Below are 14,224 nucleotides of genomic sequence, written 5' to 3'. Positions count from 1 at the left end.
ATCTCTCCGTGGCGCACGCTGGCGGGCGAACTCGGGTTGCCTGGCGCTGGGAGTTCCAGGAGCGAAGAGGGGGGCTCCTGGACGCTCTCAGCCGTTTTCGCTCCTCAGGTGTTGATGTGGAGGACCCAAATCGACACGTGATCGAGGTCTTCCGGGCCGTGCGTATAGAGCGCGCGGAAGGTCGGCGTGATCAGCTCGTACGCGCCGGGGATCTCGGCGTACGGTACGGCTTCGGGGGGTGTGGGGTCGTCGCCCAGGTCCAGCAGCGCGTCAACGATCGACGCGCGCAGGGTCATCGGCGCCAGCCGCAGAGCGATCTTGACGTCGGGGGCGAAGACGACGGGGATCTTCACTGGGCGGTGTCACCTAGCCCGAGGTCGTCGTAAGCCTGCTCGCGCGATGTGTAGGTGGTCATTTCGAGCTCCCCCCGGGCGGCAGCGTCCATCTTGGCGCGGACCTCGGCGGTCTCGCGCTCTCGCTTAAGTCGTACATACTCCTCGAACTCCTCCTCGGAAATGAGCACTGCGCGCTCGGTGGTGGATCGGCTGATGGTGGTGTGCCGGCGGCCGTGCACGGCGCGCGCTACGAGCGTGCCGAGCTGGCTGCGGGCTTCGGAGATGCCCAGTGAGTCGTGCGTGGTGGTCATGCGGTTGTCACTCCCGTGGGTGACCGGGTCGCTCTGTGCCGGTCGAGGGTTGCGGTGGCTTGGTGGATGCCTCCACCTTACGGGAATCTGGACAGCCCGCACAGGAAGTCCAGGATGTACATGTTGCTCAACAGGCCCTTTTTTATTACCGGGAATGTCGATTCCCGCCGATAAAACAAATATGATCACGGTGAGCACCGCGCGGTGCTAAGGCGAGGACTGAGGACGCGATGATCGACCAACTGCCGGAGAAGATCGCGAGCGAACTGCCCGCTGTGGCGGCCCCGCCCGACCGGGCCAGGAACCCGTACTGGGCCTACCTCGACAGCCTCGACAGCGCCGAATCCCGCCGCGCCATGAAGGGCTGCCTCGACCGGATCGCCCGCCTCATGGCAGGCCGAGACCCTGCCGGCCTCGACGCCGGGAAGCCGGACGCGGCTGCGCTCGCCATCACCGGGGAGACCGTGCACTGGCACCTGCTGAGGCCCGAGCACACCCAGCACATCCGCTCCATGATCGCCGCGGCGACCACCCGCCGCAAGGACGCCGACCCGGAGCCGTGGTCAACTGCGTACCGGAATAAGCACATCGTCGCCCTGCGGCAGGTCCTCGACCGGGCGTGGCTGCTCGGGCTGATGACCGCTGACGAGCGCGACCGCGCCCAGCGTGTCCCCCAGTTCTCGGGGACGCGCCTCCCCGCGGGCAAGCACCTGCCGGTGGAGCGGGTGGGCGCGCTGTTCGCCGCCTGCGACGCCGACCTCAACCCCGACGACGTCGAGGACGAAGCGCACCGCGAGCGGCTACGCCGCACGGCACTGCGGGACGCGGCCCTGCTCGCGGCGCTGTACTCGACCGGCGCCCGCCGCTCCGAGCTGGCCGGGGTGACGCTGGACGACTACGACCCGGCCGACCGGTCCCTGCGCATCCGGCACGGCAAGCGGAACAAGGAACGGCTCGTCTACCTCACGTCCAGCGCCGTCTCCCGGATCGAGGCGTGGCTGACCGTGCGCGGCAACAAGCCGGGCGGCCTGTTCGCGCCGTTCACCCCGCGCGGCGGGCATGTGCGCCGCACCCGGGCGGGCATCGTGGCACATATGAGCGGCCAGACGGTCGGCGACGTGATCGCCACCCGCGCCGCCCAGGCCGGGCTCCCCGAGGCCCCCGACGCGCACGACTTCCGCCGCACCTTCACGGGCGAACTCCTGGACGCCGGCGTGGACCTGGCCACCGCGCAGGCCCTGCTCGGGCACGCTTCACCGGCCACGACGGCGCGGTACGACCGGCGGCCGGAGCGGGCCCGCCGCGCGGCCGTGGACAAAATCAGTACCCCCGACGCCGTGCCGCTCCCTGGTGCTGCGCGCCGCCGCCGGACGGCTATGCCTGGGGCATGATCTCCGGGGCTACTCGGGGTGCCGGTAAGAAACGTGTCATGAGCCCCAAACGAGCGGCTTCTAGGACGACGCTCCTATTTTGATCTTGTGCGAAATCGATCGTTATTCGACACTGAGATGATCAACCTCGCACTCTGTGGCTGATAACACGGACCTGCATGGGAGTCACATCAGGCGCGAGCGCGGCGACCGCGTGCTGCGGCCCGGCCCACGGTGGTCAGGCGGGCAAGGGTCTGGGCGTAGCCGACGTGGGTGGTGGCCACCTGCAGGGACTCCAAGGACGCGCTCGACGGCGGCCGCGATCGACGAGCTGATCGCGAGCCTTAGGTGGGGTGAGGCGGGGTACTCCCGCCTCACCGCTATCGATTGATCGCGACGGGCTCGTCGCTCGAGTTGTTGACGACGGTCCGTTCGCCCAACGGCTCTTTCAGCTTGAGCTGCACGAGATGAGCCCGCCCGATCATGTTGGTGAACTCCTCCTCCCATGGCCAGCTTCGGCGACAGGAGTCATCCACTTCGACCCCGATGACCACCCGAGACGGCGATTCGGTCACCTCCGTATCCGTCACCCGCTCACACGGCTTCCCCGTCTCGTCAGGCGCTCCGAAGATCAGCTTGACGGTCAGAGTCTTGCCATCTGGAGATAACGTCGCGACACGTATGTCCTGCCATGTGGATGCACCGCATCCCGCAGTGACCAGGGCGCTGCACAGGAGGGCGAGCGCCAAGGACCGAGAAGTGAACATGGAAGGAGAGCCTGCCTTACTTCCGCTTCAACACGTCACCACCGTACGCCTCACGGATGGTGGTGATATCGGTGAACACCATGACGCAATCGCCGATCAGCGGGCTGGTTCCGGCGTTCGCAACGCCCTTGGCCACGACGGACCCATCACTCCGGAAGGTGTAGACCGGGCCGCCCGAGTCGCCACCCTCCACGCAGTCGCCGGATCGTTTCCCGGTGACGATGTTGTCCGTCGTCCCGCCGTCTGTCTTCTTCCACGTGTTGGGGTTGTCAACCCGCCAGTTGCAATGCTGGCCGGTACTGCGTCCGCCGACACAGTACAGCTCGTTGTGCGCGGACCGCCGGCTCCAACTGCTCTTCACCGGCCTCCTGGTCCGCGATGTCTCGTCGCCGGTGAAGATCGACGCGGTCGGCACTGCCACAGACGGGTCCGTGGTAACCAAAGCCGTGTCGCCCAACCACTTGTTCTGACCCGGGAGCGGCACAGTGCCCTTGCCGTATTCGTAGGTGGTGAGCATGCCGACGCGCTGGCCGTAGAAACGCGTGCCATCGTTGGAGACGCGGACCGAACTGTAAGCCTTCGGCATGCAGTGCCCTGCGGTCACCAGTCTCTTGCCTGCGGGGATCTTCCAGGCGAAGCCCATGGTGCACTCGTCACCGTATTCCGTCACGTATGCGCCGCCGCCGTTGATATAGCCGTCGTTGTCGTTCGCGCGGCTGTCCGTACCCGCCGTGAGCTTCAGGACGGTGGCGTTCGGGTCCAGATGGAGCACGACCGCGTTAGTGCCGTAGCGCTGGGCCAGCGCCAGCCTCAGCTCCGACGACACCGCGTTCGTCTTGATGAGGACCTGGTTGCGTTCCGCCCAGATCCGGGCCTCGACGAGATGGTCGGCACCTGGCAATTCGGCGCTGGTCAAGTTCATGATCTCGCGGGCGATGGCCGTCTGGCGGGAATAGCTGGTGGCAGCGTCCGGCACTTGCGGAGTAAAGGTATAGCTCTCACCCGGGTCGACCACCCCGTCGGAATCCTCGTCCGTGTCGCCGTCGGTGAAGTCACCTGGAATCGTCCAGTCGACGCCTCCGAGACCAAGGTAGGCGGTGCCCGTCAGGGGCGCGGATCCGATCGTGTGACCGTCAGCGCTGGCGGCTGGGACGATGACCTGACCGCTGACCATGTCCACGTATGGTTTGGCGAGTGCGTCGCCGTTGGCCTCCGCGCGGTCGATGGCCGAGCTCAGCGCGTGCGCTTGGGGCTCGGCGAGCTGCGGGATGTCGTCGCCCCATGTCGCGGGGGCCTGGATGACCTCGACGCCGTCCGCGCCCGCAGGATAGAGGGTGGTGGCCTCGCCGCCGGGCGCGAATGTCGCGGTGAGCTTGGGCGGATCGTTGAAGTCTGTATTTTCGGACGACGGGAAGACCCGATAGTTTGCGCTGGCGCGCTCGGCCGGCGACATCAGCACCACGCCGTAGTTGCCGCCATCCCCGGCCCATTGACGAGCCATGGATGTGATGTCCCAGCTCATAGCAGTCGGGCCGCAGGATCCACCGACGCTGCTCCTATTGGTGACGGCGTTCTCGGTGGTGTTGGTCGGCTGAGCCGCCCAGGTGACTGTGGTCGGATCCCACCGGCTAGTGACGCGCCGTACCTGTATGCCTCCCCCACTGCGGAGCCGCAACTGGGGCCGTCGATATTGAGCAGGGATAGTGTGACGTTGGTGATCTGCTGCCCAATGAGAGGCGAAGTGTTGAACTTGAGGTAGGCGCGGGACTTGCTGCCGTCCGATTCGGTGCCCGCCTTAAGGGTGCCGCCGTCGCCGTTCGGATAGTCGGGCAAGAGGCTCCAAACATCCGCGTCAGCGCTCGGAACGATGCTGAAGGCGGACTGTATGGTAACCGGATAACTCGTGGCCGGATCGACGAGGTACTTCTGATCGGGTTTGAGCACCAGCGTCTGCCCGCCACCTGAGGTGACCACTGCGGCCTCCACCGCGCCGCGACTCTGGGCGGCCTTGCTGCTTTCCAGCCAGGGCTTCGAGGGGACCGCGACGTTCTGGTCGTCGCCGTCGGTCACGCGTACGCGGCCCCCAGAAGTTTCACGCAACTTCAGGCCGTTGCCCTTTACCGGAATCTCGAATTGGGGGGCCTTAGCGGGGCGCTCGCGTAAGACCAGGTCATAGCGGAAGCCTGCGGCCAGCGCGGTAACTACGAGATCGGCACCGGGTCCGGCGGCGTTGGTGTAGGTGGCGCGGCTGCCTTCCAGCGTTGGCTCCGGCAGCTTGGCGGGCCATGACAGAGCAAGGGACTGGTCAGGCGTGAGTGCGAAGGTGGTCGACGGTGATGCGTCTCCGCCCCGCGGAAGTGTCAGCTCACCCTTGACAACTTTCGGTTTGATGGCGGAACCCTGCAGCGACAGCGAGGGGTCAATCCATGCCCACGCGTTGCTCTTCTTGACGCGGACAGGTCTTGACCAGATTTCCGTGGTGATGTGTCCATCGGGATGTAGCCAATAGCGTGTGGTTTCGCTCGCTGCTCCGAGCAGTTCGACCGGCTCGCGCTGCGCGGCGATGGGGGTCAGTGGGCTCGCTTGGGCGCCTGTCGTGACAGGAAGAGCGGTGAGGGGGGTCATCAGGAGGCCGACTAATGCTGCTTGTAACGGAATCGTGGGCATGTAGCTCCGATCTGACGATGATCAGCAAAACAGCCTGAAAATAACAGTAAAGGTCTCGTCTTACAAGATTGTTTTCGCGTCACCGTTGTAGCCGGCGTCGGGTGCGCGGTGCTCGGCCTGTGACAGAGGTCTACGGCGGGCGTGAGATCCGTCCAGGCAGGGCTCCGGAAGAACGGCGCCGCGACATCGGGCGGCGTCATCCTGAGCAGAGCGGCGGTCAGGCGAGCGTGCACGCGTGGAACTTCGGCAACGAGATCTTCATGCTGGCCCTCGCGGTCCACGTCCTCGACGCGATGGCGGCCGGGCCGGTGATCCTTTACCTGGCGTCCGACGAGCCGGAAGACGAGCAGGGCCCGGCAGATGACGGCGATCACCACCTCGCCGTCAGGGTCAGGCAGATGGCGGCGATCACCACCTCGCCGTGGGTCGGTCAGGCGAGGAGGAGTTGCTCGCGGCGGACGCGGAGGCGGGCGCGGAGGTTCTCCAGTTCGCGGCAGCGGCTCTCCAGCTCGTCCACCAGCGTCCGCCCCTCGCGGAGCCCTCGTTCGCCGTGCAGCGCGCCGGCCTCGATCGTCATCCCCAGGGCCTGCAGGTGGCGGACGAACCCGGCCGCCGCCTCCCGGTCGTCCGGCCGCCGCAGGGCGGCGCGGCCCGCCTCCCTGGCACGTTCCCGGGCAGGGATCTCCACGTCCAGCTCGGCCAGCAGCCGGCCGAGCTCCAGGAGCTCGGCGCCGCGCGGGTCGGCTGAGTCCGTGAGGCGCCGCTCCTTGCGCAGCAGCAGCTCCTCGTACAGGTCCCGGGCCGGGCCGACCTCGGCCAGCTCCCGCTGCAGCGACGCCAGCGCGCGGCCGAACGCCTTCAGCTTGGCTTCCTGCACCGCCATGCTCTCCGGGTCCCAGGCGACGGTCGCGTCCAGCGCCGCCCGCGTCTCCCGCATTCGGCCGGCGATCGCCTGCCGCTGCTCGTCGAGCTCGTTCCAGCGGCGTGCCCGCCGCCGTGCCGTTCGCAGATCCTCGTCGATCATCTCGAACTGAATCACGTCACTTTGACGCCTCCCCGCACCAGATGGTTCGGGCAGGGTCAGGCGGCGGCCAGGGAGGGGGTGGAGGTGAGGGTGGCGTGGTGGGCGCCTCGCGTGGCGCAGAGCCAGTCGTTGACCGAGCCGGTGAAGCCCGGGGGCGGACCGACCCTGAGGCAGGTGACCTGGCCTGCGCCAGGAGGCGGGCCGACCTTGAGGCGGCGGATGCCGCCGGCGCGGCCGAGCCCGCCCTGACCGGCGTCGTACGGGGTCAGCCGGACGCCGAACGGCGCCTCCGCTCCCTCCGGCCTGATGCGGAGGAAGTCGTCGAGGCGGCGGTGCGTGGCGCCGGGGTGGGCCGCGAGGTAGGCGAGCTGGCCGGAGACCAGGTGGTGAGCGACCGTGCGCAGGAGGTGGGTGGCGCACAGGGTGTGGGCGCAGGCCGCGCCGTCGAGGGTGATCTCGGGCAGCGCGAACCTGCGCAGGCCGCGGGAGGTCATGCGGAGGCAGTCGCAGCCGGCCGTGTCGGCGGGGTCCCACGGCGGGCAGGTGGCGGCGTCGTGCACCTGGACGTCCCAGCCGAGCCAGTCGTCGCCGAGGTCGAACCCCGTCGGCTCGTCCGGGCGCCGCCCTCGGGCGGGCACGGAGGAGCCGGTCAGCGGGTCGATCAGGACGCCGTCGCAGGCGTCGGCCAGGGCGCGGGCGACCGCGCGGGCCGTCTGGGCGATGGCGGGCAGGCGGTGCGGGGGCGCGGTGGCGGCGACCACGAGGTGGGCCGTGGCGCGCCGCAGGCGTCGCAGGTGGTCGGCGGGGAGCGTCGCCCCCGCCGGTCTCCATGGGGTGGGGTGCCGGGTGACGGCCAGGAGGCCGGTGGCGATCGCGGTGAGCGCCGCCCTCCGGTGAGCCGGCGCGATCCGCCAGGGCACGAGTGACCTGGGCTCGGCGGGGAGCTTCGCCACGGCGATGACGAACAGGGATGTCAGGGTCCGGGGCAGCGGAAGGAAGATCTTCATGAGTGGCCTCCGTGATCGCGGTGCGGTCGTCGGATCGGGATCCTGTCGGACGAGTGCGGCACTCAGGATCAGGCACGGAGGCCGGGCGGCAGAGCGGCGAACGCGATTCTGTGGATGACGACGACATCGCAGCCCGCCCTGTGGACAAGCGACAAGCCCGGGTCAGGCGGCCCGGGTCAGGCGGCCCGGGTCAGGCGGCCCGGGTCAGGCGGCGCCGGACGTCCGGGCGGCGTCAGGGCGGCTGATCGCCATCGACTGGCCGGGCAGGCGCAGCCGGCCGTCCTCCCCCGCCCCCACCGGCTCGTCGGACGCCAGCAGCACCGCCCCCGCCCTCACCGGCACGCTCACCGCCTCCTCGGCGAAGTTCACGCTGACCGCCAGCGATCCCCGCCACATGACCAGCCACTTCCCGCCCGGGTCCACCTCCACCCTGACTCGCTCCATCCGCGGGTCGGACAGCTCGGGCAGGGCCTTGCGCAGCGCGACGAGGTCCCGGTACCAGCACAGCAGCGACCAGTGCGCCTCCTCCTTGAGCTCGGTCCAGTCCAGCTTGGACCGCAGGAACGTCTCCTCGTCCGAGGGGTCGGGCGCGTCCCACACGTACCCGAACCCGTCGAACTCGCGCTCCCGCCGCTCCGCCTCGCTCTCCCGGAGCCGCGGCTCGACGTGGTCGGAGAAGAACAGGAAGGGGGAGCGCGCCCCCCACTCCTCCCCCATGAACAGCATCGGCGTGAACGGCGAGGTCAGCAGCAGCCCCGCCCCCAGCTTCAGCGCCGGGAGGGGCAGCCGGTCGCCGCGGGGCCGGTTGCCGATCTGGTCGTGGTTCTGCAGGCAGGCCACGAGGCGGTGGCCCGGCACGCCCGCGTACGGCCGCCCGTGGGAGCGCCCGCGGAAGCTGGAGTACGTCCCGTCGTGCAGCACCCCGCCGGTCAGCACCTTGGCCAGCGCCGGCAGCCCCGCGAAGTCCTCGTAGTAGCCGTGGCTCTCGCCGCTGACCGCGCAGTGCAGCGCGTGGTGAACGTCGTCGTCCCATTGCGCGGTCATGCCCAGCCCGCCCGCCTCCAGCGGCAGCACCATGCGCGGGTCGTTGAGGTCGGACTCGGCGATCAGCGCCAGCGGCCGGCCGACGGCGCAGGCCAGCGCGTCCACCTCGGCGGACAGCTCGGCCAGCAGGTGCGTGGCGCGGGAGTCGTGCAGCGCGTGCACGGCGTCGAGCCGCAGCCCGTCCACGTGGTAGTCGCGCAACCACTGGAGCGCGTTGCCGACGAAATAGCGCCGCACCTCGTCGGAGCCGGGCCCGTCGAGGTTGACCGCGTCGCCCCAGTAGCTGCCGCGGTAGCCGGCGAAGTACGGCCCGAACGGGCGCAGGAAGTTCCCCGACGGCCCCAGGTGGTTGTGGACGACGTCGAGGATCACGCCGAGGCCGGCCCGGTGGCAGGCGTCCACGAACGACTTGAGCCCGTCGGGCCCCCCGTACGTCTCGTTCACCGCGTAGAGGTCGACCCCGTCGTACCCCCAGTTGCGACCGCCGGGCACCGGGGCGACCGGCATGATCTCCACGAGGTCGACGCCCAGCTCGACGAGGTGGTCCAGCTTCTCGATCGCCGCGTGGAACGTGCCCTCCTGTGTGAACGTCCCGACGTGCAGCTCGTAGATGACGGAACCGCGCAGGTCCCGCCCCTTCCAGTCGTGGTCGGACCAGGTGAACCTGGCGTGGTCGTAGACCGCGCTCGGCCCGAAGACGCCCTCCGGCTGCCGGCGCGAGCGCGGGTCGGGGTAGGGCCCGTCGCCGTCCACCACGAACGCGTACCGGGTGCCGTGCCCCGCCCCCTCGACCTCGGCCGACCACCAGCCACCGGCCCCGGGGGACATCGGCCGGCGTGAGCCCCGCACCTGCACCTCGACCGCCGTGGCGGCCGGCGCCCAGACCTCAAAGATCATGTCTCTCCAGCAGTGCGACCGGATACTGACCGAGCAGGTGCGCGAGGGGGACACGGCCGGTGTGCCGCGCGCCGGTGAGCAGGTCGCGCCACGTTCCCGGGGGCAGGGAGAGCGACGTGCCGCCCCATCCCGTACGGGCCAGCCGCACCGGCAGCCGGGTGGCGACGGCGACCGCGCGGGGCAGCCCGTGCCCGTCCTCGCCGCGGGCGAAGGCGACCGCGTGCCCGGCCGCGGGCCCGTCGGCCTCCAGCGGCAGGTACGCCGCCCCGCCCCCGAGCCGCCGCCGCAGCCGCAGCGCCTGCCGGGTGACCAGCAGCTTGGCCGCGTCCCAGGGGGTCGCGGGCTCGGCGGGGAAGCCGACGGGCCGCCGGTTGTCGGGGTCCACCAGCGAGAAGTCGCTCTTCTCGTTGCCCTGGTAGACGTCGGGCACGCCGGGCATCATGAGCTGCACGAGCTTGGCGCCCAGCGAGTTCGCCATCGCGTACGGCTCGATCCGCTCGGTGAACTTGCCGATCGGCAGCCGCACCGCCGCCTCGGCGAACGTCCGCAGCCCCTCCTCGTACACCGGGTCGGGAGCGACCCACGAGATCCTGGTCTTGGCCTCCCGCGCCGCCTTGAGCAGGTAGTCCGCGAACCTCTCGGCCGAGATCGGCCAGGCGGCCATGAGGTTCTGCCAGGCCAGGTAGTCGAGGTGGGGGTCGAAGCTCACGGCGGCCGACCACTGCGCGACCGCGTCGGCCCACTCCTCCGGCAGCTCCGACAGCACCGACAGCCGCGCCCGCACGTCCTCGGAGCGTTTGGTGTCGTGCGTGGAGAGGGTCGTCATCGTGTACGGGAGCATCCCGGCGCAGAACTCGTGGAACTCCGCCACCGAGGTGCCGAACACGTCCGGCTCCCCGCCCACCTCGTTGAGGCAGGCCAGCGGGAACCACCGGTAGAGCGCGGTGTCCTCCACGCCCTTGGCCATGACGGGGCCGCACGCCTGCTGGAAGCGGGTGATCGTCTCCGCGGAGCCGTACAGCACCTCGTGGACCAGCGGCGCGACGGCCGCCGAGCAGGACGCGGCGGCCAGCTCGACGATCTCGACGGACTCGGGGGGCGGCGGCTCGCCGGGCACCACGTACGCGCGGTAGACCGGCATCGCGGCCAGCAGCTCGCGCACCGCGTCCGGCGGGCAGCCGGCCGACGCGGCCAGCCGCTCGACCTCGGGGCGGAAGAACAGCTCCAGCACCTCGCGCTTGGACTCCAGCATCACCCGCCGGTAGTCGGCGGGCTGCCCGGTCAGCTCGGTGAACAGCCGGACCAGCGCCTCCCCGCCCGCCGGGTCCACGAACAGGCCGTTGACCCGGTTGAGCACCTCGTAGCCGGTGGTGCCGTCGCAGGGCCAGTCGGCGGGCAGCCGCTCCGGGCCGATGAGGATCTTCTCGACGACCGTCCAGGTCTTCTCGCCGGTACGGGCGCGCAGCCGCTCCAGGTAGCCGCGCGGGTCGGCCAGGCCGTCGGGGTGGTCGACGCGCAGCCCGTCCACCAGCCCCTCGTCGAGCAGCCAGAAGATCACCTCGTGCGTGGCGAACAGCACCGCGGGATCCTCGACGCGCAGCCCGATGAGCGTCGAGACGTCGAAGAAGCGCCGGTAGCCGGGGCCCTGCCGCCAGTCGACCAGCCGGTAGTGTCCGGGATGCGGGTAGGCGTGCTCGTGGTAGCGCAGCACGTCGCCGTCCACGACCGGCTCGGTGTCGTCGCCCAGCACCGGCAGCGCGACCTTGCCGTCCTCGTCCCACGCGATGTCGAACCAGGCCGCGTACGGGGAGTCCGGGCCGTCCTTGAGCACCGACCAGAACGCGGGGTTCTCCGTGTTCATGTGGTTGGGGACGATGTCGACGACCACCCCCAGATCGTGCGCGGCGAGCGTCTGCGCCATCTCCCTGAACCCGCTCGCCCCGCCGAACGCCTCCCTGATCCTGGAGTGGTCGGTGACGTCGTAGCCGTGCCGCGACCCCGGCGCGGCCTCCAGCACCGGCGACAGGTAGACGTGGCTGACGCCGAGGTCGCGCAGGTAGCCGGCGATCCCCGCCACCTCCGCGAAGCCGAAGCCGGGGGTCAGCTGCAGCCGGTACGTCGAGGTCGGCCGCCTAGACACGGCGCAGCACCCGCACGCTCCTGCCGGGGACCTCGATCGCCTCGCCGCCGCGGCACATCCGCGCGTCGAGCATGATCGGCATCGCGGTGTCGATCTCCGTGTGCCACATCTCGCCGTAGTCCTTGGGGATCGTGAACGTGATGGTGTCGTGGTGCGCGTTGAACAGCAGGAGGAAGGAGTCGTCGCGGATCGGCCGGCCGCGCCGGTCGGGCTCGGTGATGGCCTCGCCGTTGAGGAAGACCGCGAGGGACTTCGCGTAGCCGACGTTCCAGTCGCTGTCCGTCATCTCCTCCCCGGACGGGGTGAGCCAGGCGATGTCGCTGAGGCCGCGTACCGGCTTGCCGTAGAAGAACCTCCTGCGCCGGAAGACCGGGTGCTTCTTGCGCAGCTCGGCCAGCCGCTGCGTGAACTCCAGCAGCAGCCAGTTCTCGCGCACGTCCGACCAGTCGACCCAGGTCAGCTCGTTGTCCTGGCAGTAGCCGTTGTTGTTGCCCTTCTGGGTGCGGCCCAGCTCGTCGCCGTGGGAGAGCATCGGGACGCCCTGCGACAGGAACAGCGTGGTGAGGAAGTTGCGCTTCTGCTGCTCGCGCAGCGCCTCGATGGCGATGCCGGCCGTGCCCTCCTCGCCGCAGTTCCACGACCTGTTGTCGTCGGTGCCGTCGCGGTTGCCCTCCTTGTTCGCCTCGTTGTGCTTGTGGTTGTACGACACGAGGTCCTGCAGCGTGAAGCCGTCGTGGCAGGTGACGAAGTTGATCGAGGCGGCCGGGCGGCGGCTGTCGTCCTGGTAGAGGTCGCTGGAGCCGGTGAAGCGGGAGCCGAACTCCGGCAGCGTCGCCGGCTGCCCCCGCCACAGGTCGCGGATGGTGTCGCGGTAGCGGCCGTTCCACTCCGTCCAGCGGGAGGGGAAGTTGCCGACCTGGTAGCCGCCGGGGCCGACGTCCCACGGCTCGGCGATCAGCTTGACCTGGGACAGCACCGGGTCCTGCTGGACCAGGTCGAAGAAGGCGCTCAGCCGGTCGACCTCGTGCAGCTCCCGCGCGAGGGTGGAGGCGAGGTCGAACCGGAAGCCGTCCACGTGCATCTCGATGACCCAGTAGCGCAGCGAGTCCATGATCATCTGGAGGACGTGCGGCGACCGCATGAGCAGGCTGTTGCCGGTGCCCGTGGTGTCGAGGTAATAGCGCTTGTCGTCGTCCACGACGCGGTAGTAGTTGACGTTGTCGATCCCGCGGAAGCCCAGGGTGGGGCCCAGGTGGTTGCCCTCTGCGGTGTGGTTGTAGACCACGTCGAGGATCACCTCGATGCCCGCCTCGTGCAGCGCCCGCACCATCGCCTTGAACTCCAGCACCTGGCCGCCGCGCTGCCCCTGGCTGGAGTAGCGGTTGTGCGGGGCGAAGAAGCCGATCGAGTTGTAGCCCCAGTAGTTGGACAGCCCGCGCTCCTCCAGGATGTGGTCCGTCACGAACTGGTGCACCGGCATCAGCTCCAGCGCGGTCACGCCGAGCTTGGTGAGGTGGTCGAGGATCTCCGGGTGCCCGAGGGCCGCGTACGTGCCGCGCAGGTGCTCCGGGATCTTCGGATGGCTGATCGTCAGCCCGCGCACGTGCGCCTCGTAGATCACCGTGTCGTGGTACGGCGTCGCGGGCGGCCGGTCGTGGCCCCAGCCGAAGAACGGGTTGATGACGATCGAGCGCTGGACGTAGGGGGCCGAGTCCATGTCGTTGCGGGTGTCGGGGCTGCCGAAGCGGTAGCCGTACACCGCCTCGTCCCACTTCACGTCGCCTTCGATGGCCATCGCGTACGGGTCGAGCAGCAGCTTGTTCGGATTGCAGCGCAGGCCGTGCTGCGGCTCGTACGGCCCGTGGACGCGGTAGCCGTAGCGCTGGCCCGGCCCGATCCCCGGCAGGTAGCCGTGCCAGATGAACCCGTCCACCTCGGTGAGCGGCACCCGCGACTCGACGTTGTTGTCGTCGAACAGGCACAGCTCGACCTTGTCGGCGACCTCGGTGTAGACCGAGAAGTTGGTCCCCGCGCCGTCGTAGGTCGCCCCGAGCGGATACGGGTCTCCCGGCCACACTTCGATCATCGAGGCTCCCTTGCGCTTTCTCCCCATGTTCTGTTCCCCCCGCGTCACCCGACAAGCCCGGCAGCCGGGCCAGCACTGCCCGATCGCGGACGTTCCAGTCATCCGCTTATCCTCTCCGCGCCGACCTGCCGCGGACGGGTAGCGGCCCCGGCGTGTTCCGCGGGCGACGCCCCGGGCCCTGAGCACACGGGCCGGACATGACTGAGCCGCCCCCGGCGGCGCGGCGCCGGAGGCGGCTCCCTCTCACAGCCCGCCCCGGGCGGGCCCCCTACCCCGACGGCCCCTCGAACGGCCGCCGGTGATAGCACCCGAGGCAGACTGCGAACTCGGCCGGAGACGGACCCCGTCGTCCGCCTCCGCCGCTCATCGGGCCCTCGTACGCCCCCCGCGGGCGTACGGGCCCGGCATCATCAGGCGGCGCAGGGCAGCGGCGAATCGCCGATTGAATTGCTAAAATCCATAGAAGATCGTCCTCATGCTCTGGCAGGAGCGGATGATCACGTGACTGGGAAACGCGGCAATCACGTCCCAGCCCGGCGTCCCGGGCGGTCTAGCAGGGCCGCCCGCGGACATCAA

At 69.7% G+C, this 14,224-nt stretch carries 10 protein-coding genes; 1 reads left to right on the top strand and 9 read right to left on the bottom strand.

The genetic code is table 11. From position 1 onward, the window contains the following. Positions 1 to 104: 104 nt before the first annotated feature. Positions 105 to 353, bottom strand: coding sequence for a hypothetical protein (locus Nocox_RS07825; RefSeq protein ID WP_020546730.1), 249 nt, complete (start codon positions 351 to 353; stop codon positions 105 to 107). Then, positions 350 to 646 (bottom strand): type II toxin-antitoxin system Phd/YefM family antitoxin, encoded by a 297-nt coding sequence (locus tag Nocox_RS07820; protein WP_020546731.1) that lies wholly within the window; start codon positions 644 to 646, stop codon positions 350 to 352. The genes Nocox_RS07825 and Nocox_RS07820 overlap by 4 nt, the downstream gene beginning before the upstream one ends. Before the next feature lie 230 nt (positions 647 to 876). Between Nocox_RS07820 and Nocox_RS07815 the strand changes: the two genes are divergently transcribed. After that, on the top strand, positions 877 to 2,037 hold the full coding sequence (locus Nocox_RS07815; RefSeq protein ID WP_020546732.1) for a tyrosine-type recombinase/integrase: 1,161 nt from the start codon (positions 877 to 879) through the stop codon (positions 2,035 to 2,037). 359 nt (positions 2,038 to 2,396) lie between these two features. On the opposite strand, the gene Nocox_RS07810 is transcribed toward Nocox_RS07815, so the two are convergent. The 7 genes from Nocox_RS07810 to glgX form a co-directional block, all read right to left on the bottom strand. Beyond that, positions 2,397 to 2,765 carry a hypothetical protein gene (locus Nocox_RS07810; RefSeq protein WP_157383410.1) on the bottom strand — a complete coding sequence of 123 codons (369 nt, stop codon included), beginning with the start codon at positions 2,763 to 2,765 and terminating at the stop codon, positions 2,397 to 2,399. 34 nt (positions 2,766 to 2,799) lie between these two features. Then, a complete protein-coding gene (locus Nocox_RS07805; RefSeq protein WP_157383411.1) occupies positions 2,800 to 4,458 on the bottom strand; it encodes a DNRLRE domain-containing protein in 1,659 nt (552 codons plus the stop codon). Positions 4,459 to 5,880: 1,422 nt separating this feature from the next. Continuing rightward, the gene (locus Nocox_RS07800) at positions 5,881 to 6,489 is read right to left on the bottom strand and encodes a hypothetical protein (protein ID WP_020546735.1); all 609 of its coding nucleotides are present in this window, start codon (positions 6,487 to 6,489) and stop codon (positions 5,881 to 5,883) included. Positions 6,490 to 6,530: 41 nt separating this feature from the next. Then, positions 6,531 to 7,481, bottom strand: coding sequence for a hypothetical protein (locus Nocox_RS07795; RefSeq protein WP_219495585.1), 951 nt, complete (start codon positions 7,479 to 7,481; stop codon positions 6,531 to 6,533). 204 nt (positions 7,482 to 7,685) lie between these two features. Continuing rightward, entirely contained in the window at positions 7,686 to 9,422 is a 1,737-nt protein-coding gene (gene treZ, locus Nocox_RS07790) for a malto-oligosyltrehalose trehalohydrolase (protein WP_020546737.1), read from the bottom strand. Next, on the bottom strand, positions 9,412 to 11,562 hold the full coding sequence (gene treY, locus Nocox_RS07785) for a malto-oligosyltrehalose synthase (protein WP_020546738.1): 2,151 nt from the start codon (positions 11,560 to 11,562) through the stop codon (positions 9,412 to 9,414). The genes treZ and treY overlap by 11 nt, the downstream gene beginning before the upstream one ends. Further along, on the bottom strand, positions 11,555 to 13,648 hold the full coding sequence (glgX, locus tag Nocox_RS07780) for a glycogen debranching protein GlgX (protein WP_020546739.1): 2,094 nt from the start codon (positions 13,646 to 13,648) through the stop codon (positions 11,555 to 11,557). The genes treY and glgX overlap by 8 nt, the downstream gene beginning before the upstream one ends. Positions 13,649 to 14,224 lie beyond the last annotated feature (576 nt).

The organism is Nonomuraea coxensis DSM 45129 (genome assembly GCF_019397265.1).
Taxonomy (GTDB): domain Bacteria; phylum Actinomycetota; class Actinomycetes; order Streptosporangiales; family Streptosporangiaceae; genus Nonomuraea; species Nonomuraea coxensis.
This window is presented reverse-complemented; position numbering and strand designations above follow the sequence as displayed.

Bases quoted from the DNA above. Each gene is read 5' to 3' on its own strand.
- Nocox_RS07820 (WP_020546731.1), bottom strand. From the start codon at position 646: ATGACCACCACGCACGACTCACTGGGCATCTCCGAAGCCCGCAGCCAG.
- Nocox_RS07815 (WP_020546732.1), top strand. From the start codon at position 877: ATGATCGACCAACTGCCGGAGAAGATCGCGAGCGAACTGCCCGCTGTG.
- Nocox_RS07795 (WP_219495585.1), bottom strand. From the start codon at position 7,481: ATGAAGATCTTCCTTCCGCTGCCCCGGACCCTGACATCCCTGTTCGTC.
- treZ (WP_020546737.1), bottom strand. From the start codon at position 9,422: ATGATCTTTGAGGTCTGGGCGCCGGCCGCCACGGCGGTCGAGGTGCAG.
- glgX (WP_020546739.1), bottom strand. From the start codon at position 13,648: ATGATCGAAGTGTGGCCGGGAGACCCGTATCCGCTCGGGGCGACCTAC.